Raw genomic sequence first — 15883 nt, 5'->3', positions numbered from 1 at the left:
TACGATTAACTAAAAAACAAGAGTTTCCTTGTATCTTCGTTAAACCATTCCTAGGGAGTTTTGGTTTATCCTTCCCAAATTATCTTATTTCACCTCGACAATCGCATTATGATGGACCCCATTTGGCAAGAATCCAACGATCAGCTTACCCGTACTTTTCTCTTCAAAGATTTCCTAGTAGCCTTCGAATTTATGAAGGAGGTGGCACTGGTAGCCGAACAACAGGGGCATCATCCCAACTGGTCCAATGTCTATAACAAGGTAATCATAACACTCACCACACACGATGCCGGCAATACGGTGACCGAAAAGGACCGTTCCCTTGCCTCTAAGATCGATATCATTGCTCAGAAATACTTGCCATAACCAACTGTGAACCGACCTAAGGGTCGTTTTTTTTGAATGCCATCATGAAACTTTATATAGTCCCTACCCCAATTGGAAATCTGGAGGACATCACCTTGCGGGCCATCAATATACTCAAATCCGTCGACGTAGTCCTAGCAGAAGACACCCGTACTTCTGGGAATTTGTTAAAACACCTGGGCATTTCCAAGCCTATGCTCAGCTACCATATTCATAATGAACACCAGTCAGTAGCACGGGTTATGGACCGTATCAAAAAGGGCGAAACCATGGCCCTGATTTCGGATGCTGGAACACCGGCAGTTTCCGACCCGGGATTCTTGCTCGTAAGAGCCTGTATACAGGAAGACATTGCCATAGAATGCCTCCCCGGACCAACCGCCTTCGTGCCTGCATTGGTTAACTCTGGATTACCGACCGACCGCTTCGTATTTGAGGGTTTTTTGCCCCATAAAAAAGGACGGCAGACACGATTACAGAACCTGGTGGACCAAGAGCGAACCATGATCTTCTATGAGTCGCCCCACCGTTTACTTAAGGCGCTACAACAGTTTTCTGAATTTTTCGGAGCCGATCGGCCCGTAAGCGTATCCAGGGAGCTGTCCAAAATTTATGAAGAAAATGTTCGGGGTACCTTATCAGAAGTAATCGCTTATTTTGAAAGTAAGACAATAAAAGGTGAAATTGTGATTGTGTTAGGAGGAAAACCTTCTGGCAAAAAAAATCAAGAAAACTGACCCGATCCTAAAAAGATACCATTACCATCTACGACAGCCATGTTTTATCAGAGAAAATCATTCGTTTTTTATATTGTTTGGACGACCCTCCTGTTCATCCTTCCAGGAGCCATCACACAGGCTCAAACCTTAAGTCCCGATGCCAGAGTAAGCTTGGTAACCGTAGGCCCAGGCACCGAATTATATTCCGGTTTCGGCCATAGTGTACTGTGGTTTAGCGACCCGGCTACGGGCATGGACCGGGCTTATAGCTACGGGACATTTAGTTTTGAGACTGGGAATTTTTATGTTAAATTTCTACGCGGCACCTTACCTTATACCATTTCTGTGGCCCCATTGGCCCCACAAGCGGCTTATTGGCAGTCCGAAAACCGCTCCATCAAGCAGCAAGTACTGAACCTTTCCCCCTCTCAAAAAGAAAAGCTATATCAGTACCTAGAAACCAACTACTTACCCGAAAACAGAGAATACCAATACAAGTTTTTCTTTGACAATTGTGCTACCCGACTCGGCCTGGCATTACAAATGGCCTGTGGCGATAGCCTAATCTACCCGGGTTATACGGCCGAAAAAAGAAGTTTCCGGGAATGGATCGACAAGTATGCCTATGTACAAAACCCATGGGCCGACTTCGGGATGGATCTGGCCATAGGCGCCCCTTCCGACGAGTTGGCCAGTCCCATGCAAGCCACGTTTTTACCCGATAACCTTTCGGCCGCATTTGCTGCCGCCACCCTAAAAACCGATTCGCTGACCGTTCCACTCGTAGCGAACGAAACCATCCTGTATGCCGCCAGTCCGGTAGCCTATGAAACCGTATTCACTCCTAAAAACACCTTCTGGGCATTGGCCGTCTTAGTGGTTCTGTTTACCGTTTGGCAGATCAAAAAGAACAAACTCAATTTTATACTAGACAAAATCCTCTTCACTATTTGTGGGGTAATGGGCTGGTTTATACTCTTGCTGTGGTTCGGTACCAATCACGGTGTTACGAGTTTCAACTTCGATATCTTATGGGCCTTCCCCTTGTGGATTCCCATCGTGTATATGTTTTCTAAAAACAAAAGACCCGTATGGTTTCAGTTCTTTTTGGTTTTTTATGGATTTCTCCTACTTTGTGCTACCGGAATCCTAGAGAAGCATAATCTAGTACTCATTCCGATACTGGTCATGTTAATTACCAGGGTATACTATATTAACAATTCACTTTCTAACATCCCCATAGAAGGGGAAATGCAACATGAACCTAGAACTGCTCACAAAGAAGACCATTGATATCGTGAAGCTGGCATCGGCCTTCATACAAAAGGAAGCTGCGGAGTTTTCGAAGGAAAAAATTGAGTACAAAGACATTAACAATATGGTTTCCTATGTAGACAAGGAGGCCGAAAAGCTGCTCATCAAAGAACTTAAGGCCCTGCTGCCTGAAGCAAGCTTTATTACCGAAGAAGGCATGTCGGGTATGGAGCCCGACCCAACCGCCTTAAACTGGATCATAGACCCCTTGGACGGCACCACCAATTTCATACATGGGCTTCCGATTTATTGTGTCAGTGTAGCCTTGGCTCGTGGAAAGGAAGTGCTATTGGGGGTGATACATGAACCAAGTAGAGACGAGCTCTTTTCGGCATGGCAAGGTGGAGGAGCCTGGTGCAATGGTAAAAAGCTCCAGGTATCGTCTGTAAGCAGGTTAGACGAAAGCCTTATCGCTACAGGTTTCCCCTACTATACCTTTGAAAAACAAAAAAGGTATATGTATATACTCGAATTGCTCATGCAAAAAACCCATGGGGTACGTCGACTAGGGGCAGCAGCCGTAGACTTAGCCTATGTAGCCGCAGGGCGTTTTGAGGGCTTCTACGAGTACAATTTGAAGTCGTGGGACATGGCCGCTGGCGTATTGCTCATTCAAGAAGCAGGAGGCACCGTGACCGACTTCAATGGAGGGGACAGCTACCTTTTTGGTGGAAACATTGTGGCCGGCTGCGGTTCTCAACAGGAATTGATGGAGACCATCCGCGCTCATTTTTAATAGGATATTATTTTTAAACCATATTAACGCTTACCTACATGATGATGGAACTAGAAAATTTAAAATATCCCATCGGGCGATTCAGCCCCCAGCCCAGCTATAGCGAATCCGACATCAGAACCAATATACAGATTATCAGCGCACTCCCATCAAAATTCATAAACTTACTAGGCAACTGGAACGCCGAAAAGCTCAACACCGTTTATCGCCCCGATGGCTGGACGGTACGACAGGTAGTACATCATGTGGCCGATAGCCATATGAATGCCTATACGCGTTTTAGGCTCGCCCTTACGGAGGAGAACCCGGTAATTAAGCCATATGAGGAGGCGCTTTGGGCGGAATTGCCAGATGCGAAAACGGCCCCCATCGATTTGTCCACCCAGCTAATACGCTACATACACCTACGCTGGGTGTTGCTCCTCAACTCCATGAACGCTGCCGATATGGCCCGAACCTACACCCACCCAGAAGCGGGGAAGGTATTTAGACTCGATGAAGTAATAGCCCAGTACGCCTGGCACAGTGAACATCATTACCAACAAGTATTCCACTTGGCAGCCCGGAACAATTGGCAAGCATAATCTGTTGAAAGGGCATGGACAGTCAAAGTATCATTGTTTTAGTATTATTTGCGGCGGCCGTAGGGTTTATGGGCTGGAGGTTATATAAGGCCCTATCCATTGAGCAAGGCTCAGGTTGCGGCAAGGGCTGTGGCTGTAGTCCGCAGAAAGGGTCCATCAAAAAGGCCTAGGTGAAATGTCAAACAAAAAACGAGGATCATTACTATACTAAAAAGGCCGGTCGGGACGAATCCCAACCGGCCTTTTTAACTGCAGGTTATATGAGCACTACAAGGCTCCTTCTTTAATCTCCTCTACAACGGCGGGATCTAATAGCGTAGAAGTATCTCCCAGGCTATCAAACTGGCCCTCAGAAATTTTCCTCAAAATTCGTCGCATAATTTTCCCTGATCGTGTTTTTGGCAAGCCACTTACGAATTGGATCTTATCGGGTTTGGCGATAGGCCCTATAATTCGAGAAACCGTAGCGGCAATACCCTTTCGGAACATTTCGGGATCCTCCGGTTTTTGGTCGGTAATAATAAAGGCGTAGATACCCTGCCCCTTAATATCGTGCGGATAGCCCACTATGGCCGATTCCACCACGCCCAAATGCATATTGATGGCGTTTTCTACTTCGGCAGTACCTATCCTATGGCCCGACACGTTTAATACGTCATCGACCCTACCCGTAATGCGGTAGTAGCCATCTTCGTCGCGAAGGCAACCATCGCCCGTAAAGTACATGCCTTCGTAAGTAGAAAAATACGTCTGCTTGTTACGTAGCTGATCCCCGTAAATCGTACGAATGATTCCGGGCCAGGGAAACTTAATGCACAAATTTCCTGAAACGCCATTTCCTTCCAAAACATTACCATTTTCATCGACCAACACGGGCTGCACGCCAGGTAATGGTAGTGTGGCAAAAGATGGCTTCTCAGGAGTGATCCCCGCTAAGGGCGCGATCATAATACCTCCCGTTTCGGTTTGCCACCAAGTGTCCACTAATGGACAAATATTGCGTCCAATATTGATTTTGAACCAATGCCAGGCTTCCTGGTTGATAGGCTCCCCAACCGAACCTAGCTTGGTAAGTGAAGAGAGATCATGATCTTTTACAAAGTGTAATCCATAGCCCATTAAAGAACGGATGGCTGTAGGAGCAGTATAGAGAATATTTACCTTGTGTTTCTCAACGATTTTCCAATAACGGCTGGCATCGGGAAAGGTAGGTACTCCTTCAAAAATAAGTGAAGTGGCCCCTGAGCACAGCGGACCATACACAATATAACTATGACCGGTGATCCAACCTATATCGGCGGTACAGAAATGCACTTCCCCAGGTTCATATTGAAAAACATTGGTAAAGGTGTAGGTGGCATACACCATATAGCCTCCACAGGTATGCACCACTCCTTTGGGCTTGCCCGTAGAGCCGGACGTGTACAAAATAAAGAGAGGGTCCTCGGCATTCATAGGCTCAGCAGGGCAAATAGAGTCCACATGCTTCACTTCCTCTTCCCACCATAGGTCACGTCCCTTAAGCATCGAGACGGGAGTTCGGGTACGCGCCATCACGATCACATTCTTCACACTGTTACATTGCTCCAGGGCGTCGTCGACGGTCTCCTTCATAGGAATAACCTTAGGACCTCTAAAGGCTCCATCGGAGGTGATCACCATCCCGCACTGCGCGTCATTGATCCTGTCGGCAATAGACTTGGCCGAAAACCCCCCGAAAACTACCGAATGAATAGCCCCTATACGCGCACAAGCTAACACCGCCACGGCGAGCTCGGGTACCATAGGCAAATAAATACATACCCTATCTCCTTTTTGAACCCCATGCTTTTTTAGAACATTGGCAAATCGACATACCCTATCATGCAAAACGCGGTAGGAAATTTCGACCGAACGTTCGTCGGGATCGTTAGGCTCCCAAATGATCGCCGATTGCTCTCCCCTTTCCGCCAAATGCCGGTCCAAAGCATTTTCGGTAATATTTAATTCACCTCCTTCAAACCACTTGGTTACCCCTTCATTGAAGTTCCAGTTTAAAACCTTTTTCCAAGGTTTTCTCCAAGTAAACTGCTGGGCGATTTCGGCCCAAAATCCTTCTGGGTCTTCGACACTTTGATTGTAAGCCTCTTGATATTGTTCAAAGGTCTGTATTCTCATAATTCTAATTGGTTTTATTGGGTATAAGGAATTTCGGGGTGAATTTATAATTTTCAACTGGTTAGTCCTACTTAAATAAAAATTTCATTTAGGGTAGAAAGGATCTCCATCGTATATTGCAGACAATTAGATACCGAGGCATAAGCCGTATACATATGTCTCAAAGAAGATGACCTAGCCCAGTGAGGGTGATTTTAAATGAAAACAGAACGACCACAGGCTGAAATTACACTCACACCAACAGAAAAGGATTTTATTCAAAGCCATCTGACTATTGATATTAACGAATTAATCCTAAAAGCCCATACCTTCCCCCATCTTAATATTCGGAAGCTTGGGCAACAGATTTTAGCGCGTCAAAAGGCCAAGAAGAAGCTGCCAGAATGGTATGCCAACGATTCCCTGGTGTTTCCACCGGCCCTATCCATCGAACAGGCCTCTTCGGAGGCAGCCGCCCGTTTCAAAGCAAGCCTTATGTCGGGATCAACACTACTGGACATTACCGGCGGTACCGGTATCGATCATTTTTACATGAGTCAGGGTTTTGACCGTAGCTATTACTGCGAGATAAATCCAGAAGTAAGCCAAGTAGCAGCCCATAACTTTAACGTACTCATGGCCACGCAAACCACCGTGTTTCATGGTGACTTCTTAACTTTTGTCAAGGAGTTTTCGGAGCCCGTCGACTGGATATATGCCGACCCAGCCCGCCGTGGCACTCAAAAGGAAAAGGTAGTACGCCTTACCGACTGTACCCCCGACATTCTGGCGCATCTTCCGGTATTGTTTGCTCAGGCCCCCAATATTTTGCTCAAAACTTCTCCCTTACTCGATATAACCGGTGCGGTTAAGGCCTTAGGATGTGTTTCGGAGGTCTATGCCATTGGACTGGGAAATGAATGTAAGGAACTGTTGTTCGTCCTCAGGCGGGATACCCTACAGCAGGACCCTATACGAAAAGTGCGGCTATTGGATCAGGAAGGAAAAGCGATGGCTAGCCTTGATTTCAATATGCATGACGAGCAACAGGCCCTTATAGCATATAAAGACCCTCAGCGGTATCTTTACGAGCCGCATGCCGCATTACTTAAAGGAGGCGCTTTCCGCATGCTAGGCCCTAAGTTTGAGGTCGGCAAACTAGCGCCATCGAGCCACCTATACACCTCCGAATCTTTGGCGGAGGGCTTCCCAGGACGCAGTTTTGAAATATTGGAAGTTTGCAAACCTGATGCCAAAGAACTAAAAAAACACCTCCCTACGGGGCAGGCAAATGTAACAATAAGAAACTTTCCTGGGACGGTGAATGACCTACGCAAAAAATTACGTCTAAAGGAAGGTGGCGACACCTATTTGTTTGCAACTACACTTTCTAATCATAAAAAGGTGGTACTAGTAACGAAGAAGTGCTGAACCAACATTTAGTTTATATCACTCAACAGTTTAAATTTTAACCCAACACAATGATGAAAAGGAACATAACCCTATTCTTGAGCCTTATGGTTCTCATGGCTTTTGGCCAATTGAAGGCACAGAGTGTCTATCCTGGAAAGAAAAACATCAATAAAACGGAGTATCTAGGGCTTCTGCTCAACCAAAGCATTTCGGAGAAACAGCTTACCGAGTACTGGACGGAGTACCTCTCGAAATTTGGAAAGGCTAAGGAAAAGCGCGGCGTAGTAACGGTAGAAAAGGCCTCCATTCCTCAAATATCGGCTAACCCTGTAACTATTTTGAGTGAGGTAAGCTCCCCAACGAAGGGGCAATCGCAGGTATTTTTGGCTTTGAAAGTAGATGGGCAATACATCCAACAATACTCCGGGGCCAACTACACCAGCACGGAGTCCATCCTCAAAGACTTTGCCGATAAGGCAGCCGTGATGAACGAGGTACAAGTGGCAGATGATGCCTTTTCAGAGACCGAAAAGAAGCATAAAAAGCTTATAAAAGACGGTGAAGATCTTACCAAGGACATAGAGAAAGCCGAGAAGAAATTGGCGGAGCTCAGAGAGGAGCTTAACAAAAACAGATCGGAGATAGAGATGTCGCTTACCGACCTACAGAATAAACAGAAGGCCTTGGAGCTTCAAAAATCCAGATTGCCAAAATAACACAAAAGGGGCGCTGAAATGCAGCGCCCCTTATTTATAAAAATGCCTTCTTAAAAACTTCCTCTGAAAATCCACGGGTTCGAATAACCCCCTGTTCATCTTCAATGATAGGCCGTTTGATCATGGAAGTACGCTCCATCATCATTTTGGCAGCATCGCTGGGAGTCTGAACGCTTAGTTTTTCTTCCTCTGTAAGCCTCTTCCAGGTAGTACCCGCCTTATTAATAAGCTCGGTCCAGGGAACCTGTTCCATCCATTGTCCTATCTTATCGGCATCGACCCCCTTTTTCTTAAAATCGTGAAAAGTATAGGCCACTTCGTTTTCTTCCAGCCATACCCGTGCTTTTTTAACGGTATTGCAATTCGGAATTCCATATAAAGTCAACATATTCAATAGCGATTTAGACGTTTGTAGCTTCCGTCTCTAATATAAGATCGGAATTTTGCATCTTCTCATCGTCAAGCTCTCCTTCCCAACGCGCCACTACAGCCGTAGCCAGACAGTTCCCTACCACGTTCACCGATGTGCGGGCCATGTCCATTAGCTCATCGATACCCATAATCAATAGTACAGGCCACTCTGGCATCCCAAAGTTAGCGATGGCACCTAGCAATATTACCAGCGTAGCACGTGGTATACCGGCCACCCCTTTACTAGTTAGCATCAGAAGGAGTACCATAGTAAGCTGCTCACCCAGGGTCATTTCGGTACCAGTAGCCTGTGCCACAAAGACCGTCGCCAGTGCAAGGTACAAGGTGGAGCCGTCCAAGTTGAAGCTATAACCAGTAGGCATAACGAAAGATACGATCTGCCGGGGAACCCCAAACTTCTCCATTTTCTCCATGGCTTTGGGCAAGGCCGATTCGGAACTGGTAGTAGCGAAGGCGATGGAAACGGGTTCGAAGATAGTCTTTACAAACTTGATGATCGGTATACGTGCAAAAAGCATGATAGGAACGAATACCAACAGTACAAAAGCCACCAAAGCGACATAAAGCGTAGCCAATAATAGGGCCAAGTTTTTGAGAACGTCTATGCCCATATGCCCCACCGTTTCGGCTATGGCTGCACCCACCCCAATCGGAGCAAAAAGCATGATAATTTTGGTAAACTTAAACATCACTTCGGCCAACAGCTCTACTCCCCCAACAAACTTCGCTTTTTTGTCGGCGGGTAAAAGGGCAAGACTTACTCCAAATAACACACTGAAGACGACGATCTGTAATACCTCCCCGTTATAGATGGACTTGGCAATATTTTCGGGGAAGGAATGGAGGATAATTTCCTGCCAGGTTTGATTTTCGGCATGGGGCAATACCACATTGAGGGCTTCTGGAGGAATAATCCCCTCGCCCGGCTTAAACCAATTAGCAAAAAATAGCCCGATCAACAAGGCAAAGGTGGTAACGACTTCAAAATACAAAAGCGATTTCCAGCCCATTCTTCCGACTTGTTTCAGATCCGAATGCCCGGCAATACCGGCCACCAAGGTTGCGAATAGCAAGGGGGCAATTACGGTTTTGATCATTTGTAGGAATATTTGGCGCAGAAAATGCACTTGAATTCCTACATCCGGGAAGTCGTAACCTATTTCGGTCCCCACCAACATGGAGATCAGAATAGAGGTGGTTAGGTTTTTCTTTAATACAGCATATACGATTAACCCTACTAATGCAGCCCATCGAATCGACATCAAAAAGGTTTCCGGTATCGACACCAGATCATAAGCATTTAACAAGGATGCGACTGCCGCTACGAAGCATAATACGATATTCAGCAGGGTAATTTTACTCTTCATAAAACTAGATTAGGATTGAATTAGCGGTTAACAACGGTAAACTTAGGAAAAATAGCCTAAACTACGGCATCATTTCAGGTTGCATACTCAGATTATGACCAAATAAATTATCATTAATCTATCCTTTTTGGTATATTCATACCTATAATTACAAAATTCATAGAACATTCCTAAGGTATTTCCAAGATATGCCGTTATCACCAAAAGCTAGGAAAAATAATTGTCTCAACAATTAAGCAATATTACTAAATAATTATGAGTTTAAAATCTGTAAATTACCTGACGAAGGTCATTTAAGGTTGGCACCATTATTGATTATCATTGTGAGAAGTACGAAGAACGTATGGAATGCTATTAATATCCACCGAAACCTGCAGACTCATGAAAAAGATACTGATCCCCATTGATTTCTCTGAAAATGCCCAGAAAGCACTGGATGCTGCCAAAATTATAGCCTCCAAATACCATTCATCTTTATTGGTCATGCATGCTTACAAGCCCTATTATGCCAATATAGGTGCCTCCGATGGAGGAATGATAACGGCTGTAGGCTCTCCCGACGCCATGGCTTTGACCACAGAGCTAGAGTCCGAATTCAAAAATAAACTATCCAGTATTGAGGCCCAACTCATCCAAGAGGGCTATCAGGCTCAGGCCTTCTGGCAATATGGGTCCGTAAAGTCGGCGGTAGACACCGTGGTAAAAGAGCAAGCACCAGACCTTATTGTGGTAGGACGTACTGGTGAGGGTGGGTTTCTGGACAAACTCATAGGCAGTTCGGCTACCTCCATTGCCTTGCATACCCCCTGCCCAGTAATGATTATCCCACCACAGAGCAGCCCAAAAGCTTTCCGGGAAATCGTGTATGCCACCCAACTGGAGTTTGACGAAAACAGCAACCTGGAGCAAGTATTATCCTTCTCCAGAATCATGGGGGCCAATATACAGTTTCTTAAGATCAACAGCCCGAGCCAAATGGATATCCAGCCAGATGGTCAATATTTGCAAGAAATGAAAGACACCTTCCAATTACCCGACGATGTGTTTGTGCAGCGCAATGCCAAACATGTGATGGAAGGTATTGAGAAATATTGTGACGATGCCGACGCCGACCTTATCGTCGTTTCCTCTAGGGAGCGTTCCTTTTTGGAGGAGCATTTGATTAATCCTGGCCTTACCAAAAGGCTAATTCTAGACACCCATATACCACTATTGGTGTATCACCGAAAATAAACCGTTTTGACACAGAAGCACCCCGCAACCAAAAAGGCCTTATCTAAAAAGGGAGGGCGTAAAAAACAACATTATGGTAACGAGAACCTGCTCACATCGCCGGGGACCGTTACCTATGTGGGACCTTCTGTACCTCTTAAAACCGAAATCAGAAAAATCGCCTTTAACGAGACGGTTTTTAATAATAAGGTAGCCAAATCGATTCAGGAGTGCTACCCAGCTACCCTGGACCCTACCCTGATATCGTGGCTCGACGTCAATGGGATCCACGATTCGAAGCTTATTGAGAAGATAGGACAGATATACCGGCTGCACCCCCTGGTGATGGAGGACATCGTGTACACGGAGCATAAGCCTAAGCTTGAGGTGTATGAAGACGAATATGTTTTCCTCACCTTAAAAATGATGCACGTAGAAGAGTCCCAACCCTTTAGCCTTTCTTTTGAGCATGTTAGCTTCGTACTCGCCGACCGCCGGCTCATATCCTTCCAGGAGGAGCTCACTGGCGATATCTTTGAACCAGTACTCACCAGACTCAAAGCCTCTATTGGCAAGACGCGCACCAATGGAGCCGACTATCTCCTGTTTGCCTTGATGGACATTATCGTCGATCATTACTTTATATGCCTGGAGCAGCTGGGCGACAATTTGGACGCGCTCGAAGAGGCCGTGTTGAGTGAGTCGGAGCATTTATCGCTAAAGGACCTGTATCTGCTACGGAGTGAGCTTACCACTTCTCGAAGGATGATATGGCCGCTCCGGGAGATGATCGTCCAATTGATGCGTGAAGAAAACCGATTTGTAAGCCGCGACACGGTCCCCTATTACCGCGACCTCCACGACCATGTCATGCAAATCGTGGAAACGATCGACTCCTACCGCGACCTACTAGCCAGCTTGGCCGATGTGCATCTTTCTACGGCCAGCAACCGGATGAACTCCGTCATGAAGACCCTTACGGTATTTTCAGCGGTATTTATGCCCCTTACCTTCATTGTAGGGGTGTATGGTATGAATTTCGACAATATGCCCGAACTCCACTTCAAGAATGGATATTTCTGGACTTGGCTGCTAATGGGGGCCACCACCCTGGGAATGTTGTTCTATTTCAAAAAGAAAAAATGGCTTTGAGTCCTGATAGTCGTTACCAAATCAATTCGAAAACTTAGTCCTGCATCACCTAGGTTGGTAGGGCCTCCGACCTAACCAACCCGGGAGGCCGCAGCCCTAGTCGGCCGAAAACATTATTCCCCCCCTGAGGGCCAGCAGGTTTTACTAATTGGGGCATGAGAGGCTATAGTGATACCTTGCTTCAAGCCCAACTACCGCCGGCACCATGCGCCACCCGACCCGAACCTTACCCTCTTCTGGGGCCCCTGAGCCACAAAAAAAAGCGTATCGAGATCGATACGCTTTTTTTTGGATCCTATGATAATTCTGATTCCTTATTTTCTGAAACCAGCAGGATAGGTAGAACGGATGCTGTTTTGAGGAAGAATTTTGATCTCCACACGACGGTTCGACTGAAGACCTTCGACACTGCTGTTGTCGGCAATGGGTCTCAACTCACCATAGTACTCAGCGATGATGCGGCTAGGATCTTGCAAACCAGCGCGAATCAAGAATCTCTTAGCGGCGTCTACCCGACGACGCGATAGGGCTACGTTATAGCTATCGCTAGCGCGCGCATCGGTATGTCCTACCAACACAATTCTACAGTTAACACGCATGTTCAAGAGCTCTACTACTTTGCTCAAAGTCTCCTTAGAAGCGTTACGGATAATTGCTTTATCGGTATCAAACTCTATATTAGAGAATAAGGCTTCACATTCGTCTTTTGGAAGGTTATTCTTAATGGCATCACGGATAATTTTGTCCAAGTCCATGGCTACCCCACCCCCAGAAACGATACTTCCCATAGGGGTATTGGCTTCTTTATCGAAAAGGTCGGCAACTCCATCACCATCGCTATCCGTATACAAGCGAGGATCGACAGGCTTAGGCATATTGGCTTTTGCAACGGAATCCGCATCATCCAAGGTAGGATTGTACGGCACGGGGATCAACGACTTAGGATCGGCCCAACGCAGGTGGTAGCGACCACTCTCAGTATTGTACACGCCATCTTTAGACTTTACGGGGTTCTTACCCAGCTTATAGGTCAAAGCTATAGAAGCCATTCCCCAGCCATCGTTTTTCGAATCGCCCTTCGCAAAAGTCCAGATTCCGGCTTGTGACTGGTAGTCGGATAGTCCACCCACTGTAAGGTCCAACTTTTCGGTATTTACATAGCTGTAAGTAAAGTCAACACCCAAATCGAAACGGGGAGAAAGCTCGTAGTGAACGGCTAGACCAGCTGGAACTACCCATTCGCGTGTGTATGTGGATCCGTTTCGTTCCCAGGTACCGGCAGTCTTAGAACTTGCATTGGTGTTAGAAGAGAATTCTCCGCTCACGCCAGTGTCCAAATTCGAATACTTTAGGTCGGTATGGTAATACATGATACCACCACCAAGGTGTGCATCAATTTTCCAGTGCCGCATTTTATTCGGCCCCAAAAGCAAGCGGTTAAGATTTACGGTTCCATCCAAAGTCAGTTGGATGAAAGAGGGGCTGTTGAAGCTGGCATTGTAGGTGTTGCCCGTAATGGAGCTTTGAACCCCCATTTTAGAACCCTGAAGCTGCCCGTTGTACCCAGTGAGTTGAACTCCAAATATAGGTGACAATTGCTTATTAACGGAGAGCCCCCAACCGCCAGTTAGTTTTTCATTCTCGCCGAGTTTGAAGTCATATTCCTTCAAATCGCCAAAAAATTTGGTAATACCACCATAGCCAGTAATAGACCAAGTATTCATCTTATTTGGTCCATCGTATGTTCTATTCTGAGCAGAAGTGTTTAAACTTAATAGGGACAAACAAGCGATAGCAATGTAAAGATTCTTTTTCTTCATGGGAAACACCAGTTATGTGATTCAATTATTCACTATTAATTTAAATAAAACAAAAAGTATAAGCCTGTAAGCCGGATTCTGTATTTCGTAAAACGAATTTTACGAAACTTCTACCATTTATCCAGGACTGCAGTCACCCACAGCCTCTAACGATCTACCCATGCTGATGCCTCCCAAGGGAGACGGAGGCGAGTAACCTCACTAACCAGCACCTATTTGATCTTTCAGCCCGTAAGGTTTACCCTGCCTCGTTTGTTGCCAATCGAGCGGTAGGCTCTTACCCCACCTTTTCACCCTTACCTGATATAAAAAATATGCCAGGCGGTATATTTTCTGTGGCACTTGCTGTCAACTGGACGTTTCCAACCAGCTGCCTTCCCGTTAAGAAGTACGGCACTCTATGCTGTCCGGACTTTCCTCCCCGGCCAAAACCGCGGCGGTAGAACGGCTTAGACCCTTTGTTCAGCTGCAAAGCTAAGAAATACTTTCCTTTGATCTATATATAAGATATCATAAAACTAAAATTTTACTGGTTACTTCCTACCCATACCGATTCTAAGAAAAGTTAAAAATTCTTCAACCCCTTAACACTTAGGCCTACCCGGCCGTTAGCAAAGACCACCGCACAAATATGTTCGGGTGTTAAATAGACCCTATCGGGTTTGATCTCATCCAATTGACCCTTTACCGTCACACCATCAAATACTTGAAGTTCCTTTAAAACCGCCTGCATATTCGTTTGGGTCTCCAAAATCTGTTCTCCAATAGGGAATACCATTCTTTTTTGCATACTTTTTGCGAACTGGCCCTGTAACAACCAATCCGCCGCCTTTACCAAGGCGTTCTTGGTCTGTAGGTCATAATCCAAGTCTTTAAAGGACAATGTTTGAGATGCTGGGTCAAAAAAAGGCACTCCTTTCAGGAATATGGTACCATTGAGCCCTCCTTTCAATTCCGCCTTTATTACCATTTTATTATTTTGTCCATAGAGGGCAATGGATGCCACCGTAACCTTATATTTCCCTCCCAAAAAAGAAAACTCCTGTCCTCGAAATTGGGCATCGGCCAATTTAGAAGCCTCCTCATAACTGATACGATTCATCAGCGCTACGCGGAAATGCTCCGGCACCTGCGACACCAACTTCAGCATAGGCAGGTTTTTAACAGGCTGAACGACAGGGGCAGTAGAAGAAGTTAAGGTTTGCGTTTCGCCTTGAATACCAATAACAGAACGCAGAACACCGTGCTGAGCCGAGAGGGGGGTCATCAGTACTGCCTTAGGAACGACCGTCAACCAGGTATGGTATTCGGGGGCTATTAGCACGGGCTTTTGAACGAGGTTCCACGCCTCCTTGGCATATTTCTTGAGCTCAATCCCCTTAGCGACTTGCTGGTCTATGTTCTCACTAATTTTGGTAGCATTGCGGTTGAGGATCCTACTGATCATACTCTTGACAGGAACCTTGAATCCCGCAATCTGTATATTGGGTTCGGTGATCCAATCGTAGCTTTCGACGATCGTTTCACTGTGCACCTCCCAATCTTTGGAAACGGAGAGTGTAGAGATAAAGCGTATCCGAATGGCAAATTCGGTATCCTTATATCCCGATACGGTAATCCCGAGCGGACTAAATTTATAACCAGCACTGGCCCAGATCTTTAGAGGTACTTCAAACAAAAACGAGGAGTCTATCCCTACCATTTTTATAGGACTCAACTTCCATATTTTGGCTTTCAAATTATCCTCATGATCGTCCTGATAGCTATTATCTTCGTAAATCAGTCCCGATATCTTGGCATTTAGCTGATCTTCAATCTCTTGCAGGGGTATTTCGACCGGCAAATTCAAATAGGACAGGTGACTTTCCTTCGAAACCTGCTCATCACTGTACTGGTATGCTTCCATGGGAGACGGG

General features: G+C 45.9%; 15 protein-coding genes and 1 other RNA gene. 10 read left to right on the top strand and 6 right to left on the bottom strand.

Going from position 1 to position 15883, the window contains the following annotated elements; all coding sequences use genetic code 11:
- The first annotated feature begins 120 nt into the window (after window positions 1–120).
- The 6 genes from CLV98_RS09470 to CLV98_RS09445 are packed head-to-tail and all read left to right on the top strand — an operon-like array spanning window position 121 to window position 3889.
- Window positions 121–366: a 4a-hydroxytetrahydrobiopterin dehydratase gene (locus CLV98_RS09470; RefSeq protein ID WP_109674421.1), complete on the top strand. Its 246-nt coding sequence runs from the start codon at window positions 121–123 to the stop codon at window positions 364–366.
- A 44-nt stretch (window positions 367–410) separates the two neighbouring features.
- Window positions 411–1103 (top strand): 16S rRNA (cytidine(1402)-2'-O)-methyltransferase, encoded by a 693-nt coding sequence (rsmI, locus tag CLV98_RS09465; protein ID WP_109674086.1) that lies wholly within the window; start codon window positions 411–413, stop codon window positions 1101–1103.
- A 39-nt stretch (window positions 1104–1142) separates the two neighbouring features.
- Window positions 1143–2378: a lipoprotein N-acyltransferase Lnb domain-containing protein gene (locus tag CLV98_RS09460; protein WP_109674085.1), complete on the top strand. Its 1236-nt coding sequence runs from the start codon at window positions 1143–1145 to the stop codon at window positions 2376–2378.
- The gene (locus tag CLV98_RS09455; protein ID WP_109674084.1) at window positions 2344–3135 is read left to right on the top strand and encodes an inositol monophosphatase family protein; all 792 of its coding nucleotides are present in this window, start codon (window positions 2344–2346) and stop codon (window positions 3133–3135) included. The genes CLV98_RS09460 and CLV98_RS09455 overlap by 35 nt, the downstream gene beginning before the upstream one ends.
- Before the next feature lie 38 nt (window positions 3136–3173).
- The gene (locus tag CLV98_RS09450) at window positions 3174–3719 is read left to right on the top strand and encodes a YfiT family bacillithiol transferase (protein ID WP_310588710.1); all 546 of its coding nucleotides are present in this window, start codon (window positions 3174–3176) and stop codon (window positions 3717–3719) included.
- Between the two features lie 14 nt (window positions 3720–3733).
- Window positions 3734–3889, top strand: coding sequence for a FeoB-associated Cys-rich membrane protein (locus CLV98_RS09445; protein ID WP_109674083.1), 156 nt, complete (start codon window positions 3734–3736; stop codon window positions 3887–3889).
- A gap of 97 nt (window positions 3890–3986) precedes the next feature.
- On the opposite strand, the gene acs is transcribed toward CLV98_RS09445, so the two are convergent.
- A complete protein-coding gene (gene acs, locus CLV98_RS09440; RefSeq protein WP_109674082.1) occupies window positions 3987–5876 on the bottom strand; it encodes an acetate--CoA ligase in 1890 nt (629 codons plus the stop codon).
- 198 nt (window positions 5877–6074) lie between these two features.
- On the opposite strand from acs, the gene CLV98_RS09435 reads away from it, so the two are divergent.
- Both CLV98_RS09435 and CLV98_RS09430 read left to right on the top strand, forming a co-directional pair.
- Window positions 6075–7286 (top strand): class I SAM-dependent methyltransferase, encoded by a 1212-nt coding sequence (locus CLV98_RS09435; RefSeq protein ID WP_109674081.1) that lies wholly within the window; start codon window positions 6075–6077, stop codon window positions 7284–7286.
- Between the two features lie 50 nt (window positions 7287–7336).
- The gene (locus CLV98_RS09430; protein ID WP_146202253.1) at window positions 7337–7984 is read left to right on the top strand and encodes a hypothetical protein; all 648 of its coding nucleotides are present in this window, start codon (window positions 7337–7339) and stop codon (window positions 7982–7984) included.
- 34 nt (window positions 7985–8018) lie between these two features.
- Here CLV98_RS09430 and CLV98_RS09425 read toward each other — a convergent pair whose 3' ends face one another.
- Window positions 8019–8372: a Spx/MgsR family RNA polymerase-binding regulatory protein gene (locus CLV98_RS09425; RefSeq protein WP_211320003.1), complete on the bottom strand. Its 354-nt coding sequence runs from the start codon at window positions 8370–8372 to the stop codon at window positions 8019–8021.
- Between the two features lie 13 nt (window positions 8373–8385).
- On the bottom strand, window positions 8386–9783 hold the full coding sequence (locus CLV98_RS09420; RefSeq protein WP_109674079.1) for a dicarboxylate/amino acid:cation symporter: 1398 nt from the start codon (window positions 9781–9783) through the stop codon (window positions 8386–8388).
- Between the two features lie 381 nt (window positions 9784–10164).
- Between CLV98_RS09420 and CLV98_RS09415 the strand changes: the two genes are divergently transcribed.
- Entirely contained in the window at window positions 10165–11016 is an 852-nt protein-coding gene (locus tag CLV98_RS09415; RefSeq protein WP_109674078.1) for a universal stress protein, read from the top strand.
- Between the two features lie 6 nt (window positions 11017–11022).
- A complete protein-coding gene (gene corA / locus CLV98_RS09410; protein WP_109674077.1) occupies window positions 11023–12147 on the top strand; it encodes a magnesium/cobalt transporter CorA in 1125 nt (374 codons plus the stop codon).
- Between the two features lie 314 nt (window positions 12148–12461).
- Here corA and CLV98_RS09405 read toward each other — a convergent pair whose 3' ends face one another.
- From CLV98_RS09405 to CLV98_RS09395, 3 genes are all read right to left on the bottom strand, one after another.
- Window positions 12462–13967, bottom strand: a complete 1506-nt coding sequence (locus tag CLV98_RS09405) for an OmpA family protein (RefSeq protein WP_109674076.1) — start codon at window positions 13965–13967, stop codon at window positions 12462–12464.
- A gap of 51 nt (window positions 13968–14018) precedes the next feature.
- An RNA gene (gene rnpB, locus CLV98_RS09400) (RNase P RNA component class A) lies at window positions 14019–14423 on the bottom strand.
- Window positions 14424–14532: 109 nt separating this feature from the next.
- The gene (locus tag CLV98_RS09395) at window positions 14533–15873 is read right to left on the bottom strand and encodes a DUF4403 family protein (protein ID WP_109674075.1); all 1341 of its coding nucleotides are present in this window, start codon (window positions 15871–15873) and stop codon (window positions 14533–14535) included.
- Between the last annotated feature and the right edge of the window lie 10 nt (window positions 15874–15883).

Source organism: Dyadobacter jejuensis (assembly GCF_003149085.1).
Taxonomy (GTDB): Bacteria; Bacteroidota; Bacteroidia; order Cytophagales; family Spirosomataceae; genus Dyadobacter; species Dyadobacter jejuensis.
This window is presented reverse-complemented; position numbering and strand designations above follow the sequence as displayed.